Genomic DNA, 13,285 nt, shown 5'->3' with positions numbered 1-13,285 from the left:
CGGCCCCCGGATTTCGGCGGGGCCGCCCTGGAAACTCAATGAGGAGAAACCTATGGGACACGTCCAGCCCCCAACCCCCGTCGGGGAGACCGCCGTCCTGGAACGCGCGGAAAGCCTCCCGGCAAAGACCCCGCGGAAGGCCGCCCTGGCTTCCTTCCTGGGATCCACGCTGGAGTACTACGACTTCTTCATCTACGGCACTGCCGCGGCGCTGGTGTTCCCGAAGATCTTCTTCCCCGGCGGAGATCCTGTGGTTGCCCTGCTCGGTGCCATGGCCACATTCGGCGTCGGCTACCTGGCCCGGCCGCTGGGCGGGGTCATCATGAGCCACTTCGGGGACAAGATCGGCCGCAAGCAAGCACTGATGATCACGCTGGTGATCATGGGCGTGGCCTCCATCGGCATCGGCTGCCTGCCCACTTACGGCCAGATCGGTTACTGGGCCACGGCCCTCCTGCTGGTGGGCAGGCTGGCCCAGGGATTCTCCGCCGGCGCCGAGGCCGCGGGGGCCTCCACCCTGACCATGGAACACTCCCCGGAAGGACGCCGCGGCTTCTTCACCAGCTTTGTGATGACCGGCTACGCCTCCGGCATGGTGCTCTCCACTGTGGTGTTCATCCCGCTGGCCGCCCTCCCGGAGGAGCAGCTGCTGGGCTGGGGCTGGCGGGTCCCGTTCTGGCTGTCCGCCGTCGTGCTGCTGGTTGCCTACTGGATCCGCACCAGGCTGGAGGAGCCGCCTGTGTTCGAAGAGGTGGTGGAAACGAAGAAGCCCAAGGGCATTCCGGCGGCCGAAGTGCTGAAAACCCAGTGGCGCGATGTCCTGCGGGTGGCCCTGGTGATGCTGTTCTCCGTCATGCAGACCACGTTCACCGTCTACGCCCTGGCCTACGCCACCGGCAAGGGCATCGGGCTGGACCGGACCTTGATGCTCACGGTCAACGCCGTCACCATCGGCCTGTCCATGTTCACCATCCCGCTGGCCGGCATCATCTCGGACCGCTTCGGCCGCAAGAAGGTGCTGCTGGTGGGTGCCTTCGGCTGCGCCGTCACCTCGTTCGGGTACTTCTGGGCCATCAGTGAGCACAACATCCCCCTGATCTTCGCCTTCGGGATCCTGAACATGTCCGTTTTCTACTCCTGCTGGAACGGCGTCTGGACGGTCTTTTTCCCTGAGATGTTCCCGGCGCCGGTCCGCTACTCCGGGATGGCCATCGGCAGCCAGGTGGGCCTGATCCTGACCGGCTTCGCCCCCGCCATTGCCACCCTCCTGGCCCAGCCCGGACCCGGAGGCTGGGTCCCGGTGGCAGCCTTCACGGTGGCCTGCCTGGCGGTGTCCGCGATCGCCATCGCCACGGCCCGCGAAACCCACAGAACGCCGCTCGAGGAACTCGGCCTGCCGCGCCAGCGCCGGATGTCCGCCTGATTCCCCGTTCCCCGCCCCTTCCCCTCCAGAAAGAAAGTTGGAACCATGACCCCGCCAGCAACCGCCCGCCGAACGTACAGAGCCGGAATCGTGGGCTGCGGCGCCATCTCCCGCAACCACCTCGAGGCCTTCGCCGCCCTGGATAACGTCCAGGTGGTGGGTGTGTGCGACATCGACCCGGACCGGGCACGCGCCACCGCCCGTGCCTGGGACGTGCCGAACGCGCTGAACACCGTGGACGAGCTCCTGGCGCTGGGCCTGGACATCCTCTCGGTGTGCACGCCCCACCCCACCCACGAGGAGGTGGTGCTCAAGGCCGCGGCAGCAGGGGTACATGTGCTGTGCGAAAAGCCCATCGCCACGCGGCTGGAGCCGGCCGAGCGCATGGTGGCTGCCTGCGAGGACGCCGGCGTGCAGTTCGGCGCGCTGTTCCAGCGCCGCTTCTGGCCGGCGGCGCAGCGGATCCGCTCGGCGATCGACGACGGGACGCTGGGCCGGCCGCTGCTGGCCCAGTGTTCCGTGATGCTGCACCGCGCGCCGGAATACTATTCCCGCGACGCGTGGCGCGGCACCTGGAAGAACGACGGCGGCGGCGTCCTCATGACGCAGGCCATCCACCAGATCGACCTGCTGCAGTGGTACCTCGGCGACGTCGCGGAGGTCTACGGAAAGGTCAACACCTACCGGCACGGCGACTACATCGAGGTGGAGGACTCCGCCACGGCCGTCATCACCTTCACCTCCGGCGCCATGGCAACGCTGGAAGCGTCGACGGCGGTGTCCCCCAACCTGGGGATCCAGCTCCGGATCACCGGTGAAACAGGTGCCTCGGCATCGCTCACTGAATTCCCCGAGGGCAGCGACGGCCGGCTGGACCTGTGGGCCGTGGGGGAGAAGATCACCGTGGAGCCTGTCCACCCCGAGGGCGTGGAGCCCAACGTGGACCTGTCCACCATCAATGGCCAGTTGATTCCGCACCACACCAGCCAGGTCCGGGACTTCGTGCAGGCGCTGGAGGCAGGCACCGCACCCGCCATCACCGGCAAGGATGCCCTTAAGTCGCTGCGGATCCTGCTGGCGGTCTACGAATCCGCACGCACCGGGCTCCCGGTCCGCTTCGCTGATGCCGAAGCTCCGGCGAGAGTCCAGCTGCCCGCCGACGTCGAGGTTTCAGGCGGCACCCGGGTCCCGGCGGAAGCTGCAGGCTGAGCCATGAACAACACTCGCCACGCCGCCCGCCCGCTCACCCTCGGCCGGAACGGCCGCACGCCGCGGACACTCCGCAACCGGCTCGCCTCCGCGCCGATGGAACGCAACTACGGCACCGCCGACGGTCACATCACCGAGCAGTACATCGACTACCTCGTCACCCGGGCCAGGGCCGGCCTGGGGCTGGTCACGACTGAAGCCACGTACGTCCGGGCCGACGGCAAAGGCCGCACACACCAGCTGGGCCTGCACACCGACGCGGTGATTCCCGGGCTGCGCCGTCTCACCGGTGCGCTGCACGCGGAAGGTGCGCTGGTCGCCGTCGAACTTAACCACGGCGGCCGGACCGCCCAAACAGCGGTGTCCGGGCACAAAAACGTGGCGCCGTCCCCGGTGCCGTGTGAGGTGGCCGGAGGGGAGGTTCCCCGGGAGCTGACCACCAGCGAATGCCATGAGCTGGTGGCCTCTTACGCCGCGGCCGCCCGCCGGGCGGTGGCCGCGGGCTTCGACGTCATCAACATCCACGGCGCCCACGGCTACCTGATCCACCAGTTCACGTCGCCGATCTCCAACCACCGCACCGACGAGTTTGCCGCGCCCGAGCACTTCCTCAACCTGGTCATCGACGCCGTCCGCGATGCCGCGCCGGATGCCATCATCGGCATGCGGGTCTCCGTCCTGGAGGGCCCGGCGGACGGCATCAGCGCAGAGGACCAGGTAGCCATCATGGCCAAGGCGCACCTGGAGCAGCTGGACTTCCTGGACCTGTCCGCCGGCAGCTACGACGCCGGCGAATGGATCGTGCAGCCCGGTGAATGGGAGCTCGGGCTGCTGCGCGACTACGCAGCGGCCTATCGCCGGTTCGGGCTTCCCCTCGGCATGGCCGGGCGGCTGAACACTCCGGCCGTCATCGAGGAGGTCCTCGGCGATGGCGTCTGTGACTTCGTCAGCCTGGCCCGGGCCATACACGCCGACCCCGGCTTTGTAGGCGGCGTCCTGCGGGGTGAGGTTTACCGTCCCTGCATCGCCTGCAACGTCTGCATCGACACCCTCGGCCAGGGGCAGGTTACCTGCACCGTCAACCCTGCCGTCGGGCGCTCGCGGGTGCCGCTTCCCACGCCGGCCGTGCGTCCGGGAGCCCGGATCACCGTGGTGGGTGCCGGACCGGCGGGACTTACGGCCGCCCGGGAACTTGCCCTGGCAGGTGCGCGGGTCACCGTGTTCGACGACGGCGCCCGGCCGGGCGGGCAGTTCGCCCTTGCGGAACAGATGAAATCGACGCCGGATTTCCACCGGTTCACCGACTGGGCCGCCGCCGAGAATGACCGGCTGGGTATCGAGCTGCGGCTGGGCTGCCGTATTAATACCCGCGACGCAGGGGCGCTGGCCCGGGAAACCGGAGCCGACGCCGTCGTCCTGGCCACAGGCGGGACCCGTCCCGGGGCAGACTTTCCGGGCGCCGACCTGCCGGGAGTTATGGACGTGCGGGACTGGCTGGCGGACCATCCGGAAGTGAATGAGTCAGGCGATGTTCCGGAAGCTGTGACCATCTGGGGCGCCGACTCCGTGGCCATGAGCCTGGCGGATACCCTCGCGGACCGTGGCACCGCGGTGCTGCTGGTGGGGCCGCAACACGTCCTGGCACCGGAATCCGGACGGCGGGCGAAGATCCTTGCCGTTCCAAGGCTCGAACAGAACCCGCGGGTCCGGATCCGGCTGGATGCCACGATCGAGGAATACGACGGCGGCCGGATCCGGATCTCGGGACCGGCACGGGACGGGTCCGGAGCCGACAAGTGGCTGGACGCGCCGGGAAGCCTCCTGGTGTCCCGCTCGGTGCTGCCGCTGGACGGTTCCGTCCCGGTGGCTGACCGCGAGGCTGACCTGACCCGGACTGCCGGCGTGCCGGTGGTGTTCGCCGGAACCGTGGCGGACCCGGCCCCTGCCATTGCGTCCAACGCCGTGAAGAGCGGCTATGACGCAGCGCAGCGCATCGCCGCAGCCCTCGCCGCCGAAGCCGCGGGCGGTGCAGAACCTGACCGTCCCGGCATTCCCACATACAGCGAACTCAGCATGAACGGAGCAACATCATGAGCGCACCTGGCCGCCTGCTGGGCCTGGCCCAGCTCTCCCTCCTCAACACCGCCCCGCCGCAGCTCGTGGCCATCGCCGCAGAGGCCGGCTTCGACTTCATCGGCGCCCGCGTCCGCGCCGTCACGCCCACCGAGCGGCCCTACGACCTGCAGCCGGGATCGCCGATGCTGAAGGAGACGCTGGCCCGGATGGCCGACACCGGGGTCACCGTCCGCGACATCGAGTTCCTGCTGCTGGACGGCACCGACCAGCGTGCCTCGTGGCTGGCGATGATGGAAGCCGGGCAGGCGCTGGGTGCCGCATCGCTGACCGTGGCCGCGTCAGACCCGGACACCGCCCGCCTCGCGGACACGCTGGCCCAGATGGCGGAGGACGGCCGGAACCACGGAATCGTGCCCACGCTCGAGCCGATTTCCTACCAGGCGGTGAACTCGATCCCCGCCGCTGTGGTCCTTGCCCGCGCCGCCGGCTGCAGCATTGTGGTGGACGCGCTGCACCTGAACCGCTTCGGTGCGGTCCCGGGCTCGCAGCAATGGCAGGACCTTGAAGGGAACCTGGATCTGGTGCCCCTGCTGCAGCTGTGCGACGGACCGGCACAGGGTCCGGCCGACCGGCCGGCGCTGGTGGCGGAATCGCGCTCAGAACGCGGCGTGCCCGGCGAAGGCGGCTTTGACCTCGCCGCCCTGGTGCACCTCTTTCCCGCGGACGTCCCGGTGAGTGTCGAGGCGCCGTCTGACAGCACGGTCCCGCAACTGGGCGAGCTCGGCTGGGCCCGGAAGCTGAGGGAGACCGCGCTCGCCGTCCTCGCGCCGGTGTCTACATCAGAGAGAGCGTCAGCAGCAGCGAAAGCGGTAAAAGCATGAGGGAAACAGCAGCAGAAGCAACCGCAACCACGGCGGAAACAGGAACGACGGCGGAACTGGCACCCGGCGTCGTCATTCCGCTCATAGGACTGGGCACCTGGCCCATGACCGGCGAAGACGCGGCCAGTGCCGTGGACCGCGCCATCGCCAACGGATACCGGCACATCGATACCGCGGAGAATTACGGCAACGAGGAGGCCGTTCGGGAGGGGATCCGCCGCAGCGGCATTGACCGGGGAGAACTGTTCCTCACCACCAAGTTCAACCGGCACTGGCACAGCAAGGCCGGTGTGCGCGAGGCCTTCGGTGCGGCAGCCCGGCGGCTCGGCACCGAGTACCTGGACCTCTTCCTCATCCACTGGCCGAATCCTGCCCAGGGCCGGTTTGTCGAAGCGGCGGAAGGGCTCATCCGGCTTGCAGAGGAGGGACTGATCCGGTGCTGGGGCGTGTCCAACTTCAAGCCTGCCCACCTTCGGGAGCTGCAGGCGGCAGGCCTGGACGTTCCGCTCAACCAGGTGCAGGTTGATCCTGAACACCAGCAGTCGGATCAACTGGCCTTCCATGCGGAGCATGGCATTGCGACCGCCGCCTACAGCCCGCTGGGCCGCGGCGGCGGATTCCTTTCCGACCCCGCCGTCATGGGCCCGGCCGCGGAATATGGCAAGACGCCGGCGCAGGTGGTGCTCCGCTGGCAGGTCCAGTCCGGCCGTATTGCCATCCCCAGGTCCGCCGACGACCGGCGGCAGCGCGAAAACCTCGATGTCTTCGGCTTTGCCCTCACCACCCCGGAAATGGCAGCCATCGACGCCCTGGACACCGGCGCACCGCCGCGGCTGGACTCTGACGAATTCGGACACTGAAAAAACTGATGGAGTAAAAGATGACTTCCCCGATTGATGCAACAACCCCATCGCTGAACTGCGACGTTCTGGTGGTGGGCTCCGGCGCGGGCGGACTGGCCGCCGCCGTGACGGCCGCTTTCCACGGGCTAAAGGTTGTGGTGGCGGAAAAGGCGGACGTGTGCGGCGGTGCCACGGCGTGGTCAGGCGGCTGGGCCTGGGCGCCCGGCAATCCGTTGGCCAAGGCCGCCGGTGTCAGCGACGACAAGGAAGCGTTCCGGACCTATCTGCGCGGTGTCCTGGGACCCGACTACCAGGCGGACAGGGTGGACGCATTCCTGGAAGCCGTGCCGCACATGGTGGGCTTCTTTCACGACAAGACGGCGCTGCAGTTCGTTCCCGGCGCCAACATCAACGACATCTACGGCGGGCTCCCCGGCGCCGGGACCGGTCACCGCTCCGTGGGGCCCAAGCCCCTGAACGCCCGGCGGATCCGGCCGGAGGTACGCGCCAGGCTGCGGCACCAGCTGTATGAAACCTCGTTCCTGGGAATGGGCATCATGGCAGGGCAGGACCTGGGCAAGTTCCTGTCCGCTTCCCGGGGCAATCCGCGCGGGATCCTGCATGCAGGCTGGCGCTTTGGCCTGCACCTCCTGGATCTGCTGACGCACCGGCGCAACATGCAGCTGGTCAACGGCACGGCACTGACCGGCAGGCTGCTGCAGTCGGCGGACCAGCTCGGTGTCGACATCCGCGTGTCCACGCCTGCCCGCCGTCTCCTGACCGACGCGGCAGGCAAAGTGGCGGGCGCCGTCGTCGAAACTCCAGAAGGGGAGTTGCGGATCAACGCCTCACGTGGAGTTGTGCTGGCCGCCGGAGGCTTCCCGCACGACGTAGAGCGCCGGAAGGCGCTGTTCCCGCACGCGCCTTCCGGGCACGAACACTGGACCTTGGCCCCTGCGGAGGCCAACGGTGACGGGATCAGCCTGGGTCAGTCGGTGGGTGCCCGTTTCAGGACCGACGTGAAATCCGCCGCTGCGTGGTGCCCGGTGTCGCTGGTGCCGTACCGCAGCGGCCGGACCGGCACGTTCCCGCACATCATGGACCGCGCCAAGCCTGGCAGCATCGGCGTCCTGCGCAACGGGAAGCGGTTCGTCAATGAGGCCAACGGGTACTACGACTACGTGGCGGCAATGCTCGAGGCCACGCCGGCGGGGGAGCAGGCGGAGGCCTGGCAGGTCGCCGATGCCCGCTTTGTGCGGCGCTTCCCGCTGGGCATGGCCAAGCCGCTGCCCGTGCCGCTCTTCCCCTATCTGCGCTCCGGCTACCTCAGGAAGGGCCGCACCATCGAGGAACTGGCCGCAAAATGCGGCATCGATCCTGCCGGATTGAAAGAGACGGTGGAGCGGTTCAACCGCCATGCGGCCCTTGGCGAGGACCCGGACTTTGGCCGGGGTGCCACGGCGTTCAACCGGTACGGCGGCGATGCTGCGGTGAAGCCGAACCCCTCGCTCGGCCCCATCGGGAAGGGCCCGTTCTACGCCGTGCGCATCGTGCCCGGGAGCTTCGGCACCTTCGCCGGCCTGGATGTGGACGGCCGCTCCCGCGCCCTGGACGACGACGGCCGGCCGGTCCCGGGCCTGTACGTCGCCGGCAACGACCAGGCCAGCGTGATGGGCGGGCACTATCCGGCCGGCGGCATCAACCTGGGGCCGGCGCTCGCGTTCGGGTACGTGGCAGGCCGCGACCTGGCTGGCGTGGTGGAGTACGAGGACGACGGGACCAGGCCCGCGGAGGCAGTCGCCGAGGCGGATGCTCTCCAGACCCATTGACACCCGCGGCGGGCGGCCATATCCTACAACCAAATGGTTGTAGATCAGCTTAGTGATGCCGAACTTGACCGCCTTTTCCAGGCGCTCGCGGACACCACCCGGCGGGACATCATGCGCCGGGTGACGGTGGGTGGGTACTCGGTGACCGGTCTGGCGGCCCTCTACGCCATGAGTTTTGCCGCCGTTCAAAAGCATGTGGCGGTGTTGGAGCGCGCGTCCCTCGTCACGAAGGAAAAGCGCGGAAGGGAGCAGATCGTGCGGGGCAACCACGATGGCCTGGAGAAAGCCCGCCGCCTGCTTGACGAGTACGAGGCGATCTGGCGGCAGCGCGTCGCCCGGATCGCAGACATCCTCACTGAAGAAGCGGGCATCCGCACTGAAGAATAGGAAGGGTCCGGCAATGACGGTTATCAGCACCAGCAAGAATCCCGAGGATCTCAGTTTCACCCTCGTGGCGGAGTTCGACGCCGATGTGAAGCGCGTCTGGCAGATCTGGGAAGACCCGCGGCAGCTCGAGCGCTGGTGGGGCCCGCCCACCTACCCCGCCACATTCAGCCGCTACGAATTCACTCCCGGCGGGGAGGCCTCCTATTACATGACCGGCCCGGAAGGCGAGAAGCCCCACGGCTGGTGGCGCATCACCGACATCCAGGCACCGCACCGGCTCGAATTCGACGACGGGTTTGCCGACGACAACGGCGCCCCGGTGGAGGCCATGGGCGCCTCCCACGCCACCGTCACGCTCGAGGATATCGGCGGCCGGACCCGGATGACGGTCCGGTCCGTGTTCGAGTCCGAAGAGCAGATGAACGAGATGATGGAAATGGGCATGGAGGAAGGCATGAAGGAGGCCGCCGGGCAGATTGGTGCCCTCCTGGCCGAGCACTCCGTCGCCTAGCTGATGCCCTGGCCGGGACGGGCTGCCGGCCAAGGGCAAAAGCAAGAGGACGACGGCGGGGGGTTCCCGCCGTCGTCCTCTTGCGTTTGGATTGGTGCTGGTTACAGCGCCGCCGTGTTCAGGCTGAGCGTGAAGGTGTTCGGACCGGTGAGGTGGACGGCCACGTCATTCTTGTGGGCGTTCGCCCGGCTCGAAAAATCGTGCACCAGCGACTCCAGGGTGTGGTCCACAGCGGAGCGGTCCCAGATCTTGATCGTCATTGATTCAGCGTTGTCAAAGGTCATCTCTCAGTGCTTTCGTGTCTGGGCAAGGCGCCTATGCGATGCCGCGGAACAGGACAGCCCAGGAACGCTCGGAGGCCTAGGGCAGCTCGACGAGCTCACCGGTTTGGCCTCATTGCGTCCACCAGGATTTTGTTGTGTTTGAACTTCTCAGCAAGACCGAATCGGAAAGCGTATTCCTACTCGGTCTCACTCCATGATGCACAGGCGCGGAAGGGCATTTCAACCGATTTGACCCCGAAGGATGGGTGAGGTTAGCCACACCCCATTACGCGCGAACGTACACTTGGGGCCCTCAGCAAGCGCTTGCCAAGGGCCACAAGTGTACGTTCGCGCTCAGCCGATGACCGCCAGGACTGACCCGGCGGCGACCACTTCGCCTGCTCCGGCGGCGATGCCGGACAGAATGCCGCCCCGGTGCGCGGGGACGCTGGTCTCCATCTTCATCGCCTCCAGCACCACCACCGGGTCGCCTTCGGCCACCTCGGTTCCCGGCTCCACGAGCCACTTCACCACGGTGCCGCTCATGGCGGCGCGGAGCTCGGCAGGGTCGGAGGAACCGCCGTCGGACGGGCCTCCGCCGGCGTGAACAGCCGCAACGCCGCCGGGAAGTCCCTGGCCGGAGCGTGCCCAGCCGTCCAGCAGATCGGCAGGAAGCCCGACGGCGAGCCGGCGTCCGTCCACGTCCACGGTGATGGTGCGGCGCCGGCCTTCGGGTCCGGTGGGGCTGAAGTCGGGATCGGCCGGAATGCTGTCCGCGAAGTCGGTCTCGATCCAGCGGGTATGCACATTCAGGGCGGCCTCCGAAACGAAGTCCGGGGCCTCCACTACGGCCCGGTGGAACGGCAGGACGGTGGCCACCCCGGTGATGCTGAGTTCGGCGAGGGCACGGCGGGCCCGCCGCAGCGCCTGCTGGCGGTCGGCTCCGGTGACAATCAGCTTGGCCAGCAGCGAGTCGAACTGCGGTGCCACGAAAGAGCCGGAGCGGACTCCGGTGTCCAGCCGGATGCCGGGGCCGGTGGGTGCGGTGAATCCGGTGACGGTGCCGGGGGAGGGCAGGAAGCCGCGCCCCACGTCCTCGGCGTTGATCCTGAATTCGAAGGCATGGCCACGCGGTGCGGGATCCTCGGTGAAGCGGAGCCGTTCCCCGGCGGCGATGCGGAACTGTTCCTGGACCAGGTCGATGCCCGTGGTCTCCTCGGTGATGGGGTGTTCCACCTGCAGCCGCGTGTTCACCTCGAGGAAGGCGACCGTGCCGTCGGCGGCGACCAGGAACTCCACCGTCCCCGCGCCCGAGTAGCCGGCTTCCCGGCAGACTGCCTTGGCGGCGTCGTAAATCCGGGCCCGCTGATGCTCGGTGAGGAACGGCGCCGGAGCCTCCTCCACCAGCTTCTGGTGGCGGCGCTGGAGGGAACAGTCCCGGGTTCCGACGACGATGACGTTGCCGTGCGTGTCGGCCAGCACCTGCGCCTCCACGTGGCGGGGCCTGTCCAGGTACCGCTCCACGAAGCATTCACCGCGGCCGAACGCGGCCACCGCCTCGCGGACGGCTGAATCGAAGGCCTCCTCGACCTCGTCCATGTTCCGGACCACCTTCAGGCCGCGGCCGCCGCCGCCGAACGCTGCCTTGATGGCGATCGGGAGCCCGTGCTCTTCGGCGAAGGCGTGCGCCTCGGCGGCGGATCCGACCGGCCCGTCACTGCCAGCCACGAGCGGGGCGCCGGCGCGGACGGCGATCTCGCGGGCGGTGATCTTGTTGCCGAGCTGGCGGATGGCCTCCGGCGACGGCCCGATCCATGCGAGCCCGGCGTCCAGCACCGCCTGCGCAAAATCCGCGTTCTCCGACAGGAAACCGTATCCGGGATGGACCGCATCCGCCCCGGCAGCGGCAGCCGCGCCGAGCAGCTTCCCAATGTTCAGATAGGTGTCCGCCGGCGAGTTTCCGCCAAGGCTGAAGGCCTCGTCGGCGGCGGCAACGTGCAGGGCGTCCGCGTCGATGTCGGCATACACGGCCACGGAGGCCAACTGCGCGTCGTCGCACGCCCGGGCGATGCGGACGGCGATTTCACCGCGGTTGGCAATGAGGACCTTGTGCATCAGTTACTCGCTTTTCGTTCGGAAATTTCGTCGGAGGGGCCGGCCGGGGCGGCGGCCGATTCGGGGGCGATGCGGAAGCGGATGCTGCCGCCGATCGGGACCTGGGCGGCGAGGTCCAGCTGGTGGTCCACCACCACGCCGATCACGGGGTAGCCGCCGGTGATGGGATGGTCGGCAAGGAAGAGGACCGGCAGGCCCTCCGGCGGCATCTGGATGGCACCCGCCACGGTCCCCTCGCTGGGCAGCTCGCCGGTGCGGCTGCGCTGCAGGGGTGTTCCGTGCAGTCTCATGCCCACGCGGTTGGACTCCGGCTTGACCGTCCAGTCCTGGCCGCACAGGGAGTCGATCGCGGCCTGGTCGAACCAGTCCGCCCGCGGTCCCGGGACAATGTCCAGCACGGTGACCCCACCGCGCGGATAGTCGGGCTGGAGTTCCGGGCTGCCCACGACGCCGGATTCGGATTCGCCCCCGGAGGGCAGCAGTTGGCCGGGCGCCAGCGGCTGCGGTCCGATGCCGGACATCGTGTCGGTGGAGCGGCTGCCCAGCTCTGGCTTCACGTCCACACCCCCGCGGACAGCGATATAGCTGCGGAAGCCCGCCTCGGGCACGCCGATGGTCAGGATTTCGCCGTCGAGGAGGGCGAACGGCGCAGCCATGGGAACTGTGCGCTGACGCGCCCCTGCTCGGGTGTTCGTCGCATCTGCGGTTTCCGTCTTGCCGGGGGAGTCCGACGGCGTCACAACGGTGAGTGCCGACGGCGCCCCCGTGACGGCCAGGACCTGGTCACCAAGGGCCTGCAGCCTGAGCCCGCCGGAGACTGTCTCAATGGCGGCGGCCGACGGCGCGTTCCCCACAATGCGGTTTGCCCGCCGGAGCGAGGCCCGGTCCAGGGCGCCGGCAGCGGAGACACCAAGGGCCGAATGCCCCTGCCGGCCCAGGTCCTCGATGAGGCTGTGGAGCCCGGGCGACAGGACACGGAGGCCGTGCGTGGTTGCCGGGGCTGACTGTGTGCTGTCGGCCTGCTTGCTGTCGGTTGCGCCGTTGTCCGCCGAGGCTTCAGGCGCCATCCGGACCACGTCGCGGACGGCGCGGAACTGAACCCGGTGACCGGGGCTGGCCAGGGCGGGCTCGGGGCGGTCGAGGTCCCACATCCTGGCTCCGGTGCGGCCAATGAGCTGCCACCCTCCCGGCGACTTGCGCGGGTAGACGGCAGAGTAGTTTCCGGCGAGCGCCACCGATCCTGCCGGAACAGCGGTGCGCGGGGAACTCCGGCGCGGAACTTCCAAGACCTGGTTCTCACCCACCATGTAACCGAAGCCCGGCGCGAAGCCCGCGAAGGCAACGGTCCAGACCTGGCCGGTATGGGCCGCGACCACGCCGTCGGCACCGAGGCCGGTGAGCGTCCCCACTTCGGCGAGATCCTCGCCGTCGTACACGGTGTCAATGACCACCAGGCCGCCGGCCTGCTCCGCCGGCGCCGTGAGGTCCAGCTCCAGGAGGGCCTGCCCGATCCGCCGGGCAGCCGCGGGTGATTCCGCCCTGATCATGACGGTTTCGGCGGCGGCCAGGACATCCTGCTGCCCCGGCAGCGGAGCCTCGAGGAGCGCGGCCTGGAGGGCGACCACTTCCTGGGTGCCGGAAACCTCGGCAAGGACGGTGCGCGTTCCCACCGGCCGCACCGAGCGCACCCTGCCCGGGCTGGTTGCAACGTTGGCGTTCGCCATCGGGTCCTGAATCCGCCGCTTCATG

The 13,285-nt window shown here is 68.7% G+C and carries 11 protein-coding genes; 8 read left to right on the top strand and 3 right to left on the bottom strand.

Translation table 11 applies throughout. The annotated features are described in order from the left end of the window. Positions 1-52: 52 nt before the first annotated feature. From ACFTR6_RS13510 to ACFTR6_RS13475, 8 genes are read left to right on the top strand one after another with little or no spacing between them, the layout of a single operon-like run. A complete protein-coding gene (locus tag ACFTR6_RS13510) occupies positions 53-1,423 on the top strand; it encodes an MFS transporter (RefSeq protein ID WP_377958278.1) in 1,371 nt (456 codons plus the stop codon). 45 nt (positions 1,424-1,468) lie between these two features. After that, entirely contained in the window at positions 1,469-2,632 is a 1,164-nt protein-coding gene (locus tag ACFTR6_RS13505) for a Gfo/Idh/MocA family protein (RefSeq protein WP_377958277.1), read from the top strand. A 3-nt stretch (positions 2,633-2,635) separates the two neighbouring features. Further along, a complete protein-coding gene (locus ACFTR6_RS13500) occupies positions 2,636-4,726 on the top strand; it encodes an FAD-dependent oxidoreductase (RefSeq protein WP_377958276.1) in 2,091 nt (696 codons plus the stop codon). Further along, on the top strand, positions 4,723-5,589 hold the full coding sequence (locus tag ACFTR6_RS13495; RefSeq protein ID WP_377958275.1) for a sugar phosphate isomerase/epimerase family protein: 867 nt from the start codon (positions 4,723-4,725) through the stop codon (positions 5,587-5,589). Before ACFTR6_RS13500 ends, ACFTR6_RS13495 begins: the two co-directional genes overlap by 4 nt. Further along, the gene (locus ACFTR6_RS13490) at positions 5,586-6,449 is read left to right on the top strand and encodes an aldo/keto reductase (RefSeq protein ID WP_377958274.1); all 864 of its coding nucleotides are present in this window, start codon (positions 5,586-5,588) and stop codon (positions 6,447-6,449) included. Before ACFTR6_RS13495 ends, ACFTR6_RS13490 begins: the two co-directional genes overlap by 4 nt. Before the next feature lie 20 nt (positions 6,450-6,469). Beyond that, the gene (locus tag ACFTR6_RS13485) at positions 6,470-8,260 is read left to right on the top strand and encodes an FAD-dependent oxidoreductase (RefSeq protein WP_377958273.1); all 1,791 of its coding nucleotides are present in this window, start codon (positions 6,470-6,472) and stop codon (positions 8,258-8,260) included. A gap of 33 nt (positions 8,261-8,293) precedes the next feature. Then, positions 8,294-8,647, top strand: a complete 354-nt coding sequence (locus ACFTR6_RS13480; RefSeq protein ID WP_087872661.1) for a metalloregulator ArsR/SmtB family transcription factor — start codon at positions 8,294-8,296, stop codon at positions 8,645-8,647. A gap of 13 nt (positions 8,648-8,660) precedes the next feature. Continuing rightward, a complete protein-coding gene (locus ACFTR6_RS13475) occupies positions 8,661-9,158 on the top strand; it encodes an SRPBCC domain-containing protein (protein WP_377958272.1) in 498 nt (165 codons plus the stop codon). Between the two features lie 101 nt (positions 9,159-9,259). Here ACFTR6_RS13475 and ACFTR6_RS13470 read toward each other — a convergent pair whose 3' ends face one another. From ACFTR6_RS13470 to ACFTR6_RS13460, 3 genes are all read right to left on the bottom strand, one after another. Next, entirely contained in the window at positions 9,260-9,442 is a 183-nt protein-coding gene (locus ACFTR6_RS13470) for a hypothetical protein (RefSeq protein WP_076800236.1), read from the bottom strand. A 333-nt stretch (positions 9,443-9,775) separates the two neighbouring features. After that, positions 9,776-11,536 (bottom strand): biotin carboxylase N-terminal domain-containing protein, encoded by a 1,761-nt coding sequence (locus ACFTR6_RS13465; protein ID WP_377958271.1) that lies wholly within the window; start codon positions 11,534-11,536, stop codon positions 9,776-9,778. Then, a complete protein-coding gene (locus tag ACFTR6_RS13460; RefSeq protein ID WP_377958270.1) occupies positions 11,536-13,284 on the bottom strand; it encodes a carboxyltransferase domain-containing protein in 1,749 nt (582 codons plus the stop codon). The genes ACFTR6_RS13465 and ACFTR6_RS13460 overlap by 1 nt, the downstream gene beginning before the upstream one ends. Position 13,285 lies beyond the last annotated feature (1 nt).

Origin of the sequence: Arthrobacter sp. NPDC057009 (assembly GCF_042673905.1) — a bacterium.
Lineage (GTDB): Bacteria > Actinomycetota > Actinomycetes > Actinomycetales > Micrococcaceae > Arthrobacter.
The sequence above is the reverse complement of the archived record's forward strand: the minus strand, read 5'-3'. Positions and strand labels throughout refer to the sequence as shown.

What these genes read in the sequence shown, in the direction of transcription:
- ACFTR6_RS13465 (WP_377958271.1), bottom strand. Translation starts at nt 11,536, where the DNA reads ATGCACAAGGTCCTCATTGCCAACCGCGGTGAAATCGCCGTCCGCATC.
- ACFTR6_RS13475 (WP_377958272.1), top strand. Translation starts at nt 8,661, where the DNA reads ATGACGGTTATCAGCACCAGCAAGAATCCCGAGGATCTCAGTTTCACC.
- ACFTR6_RS13470 (WP_076800236.1), bottom strand. Translation starts at nt 9,442, where the DNA reads ATGACCTTTGACAACGCTGAATCAATGACGATCAAGATCTGGGACCGC.
- ACFTR6_RS13495 (WP_377958275.1), top strand. Translation starts at nt 4,723, where the DNA reads ATGAGCGCACCTGGCCGCCTGCTGGGCCTGGCCCAGCTCTCCCTCCTC.
- ACFTR6_RS13505 (WP_377958277.1), top strand. Translation starts at nt 1,469, where the DNA reads ATGACCCCGCCAGCAACCGCCCGCCGAACGTACAGAGCCGGAATCGTG.
- ACFTR6_RS13510 (WP_377958278.1), top strand. Translation starts at nt 53, where the DNA reads ATGGGACACGTCCAGCCCCCAACCCCCGTCGGGGAGACCGCCGTCCTG.
- ACFTR6_RS13500 (WP_377958276.1), top strand. Translation starts at nt 2,636, where the DNA reads ATGAACAACACTCGCCACGCCGCCCGCCCGCTCACCCTCGGCCGGAAC.
- ACFTR6_RS13460 (WP_377958270.1), bottom strand. Translation starts at nt 13,284, where the DNA reads ATGAAGCGGCGGATTCAGGACCCGATGGCGAACGCCAACGTTGCAACC.
- ACFTR6_RS13480 (WP_087872661.1), top strand. Translation starts at nt 8,294, where the DNA reads ATGGTTGTAGATCAGCTTAGTGATGCCGAACTTGACCGCCTTTTCCAG.
- ACFTR6_RS13490 (WP_377958274.1), top strand. Translation starts at nt 5,586, where the DNA reads ATGAGGGAAACAGCAGCAGAAGCAACCGCAACCACGGCGGAAACAGGA.
- ACFTR6_RS13485 (WP_377958273.1), top strand. Translation starts at nt 6,470, where the DNA reads ATGACTTCCCCGATTGATGCAACAACCCCATCGCTGAACTGCGACGTT.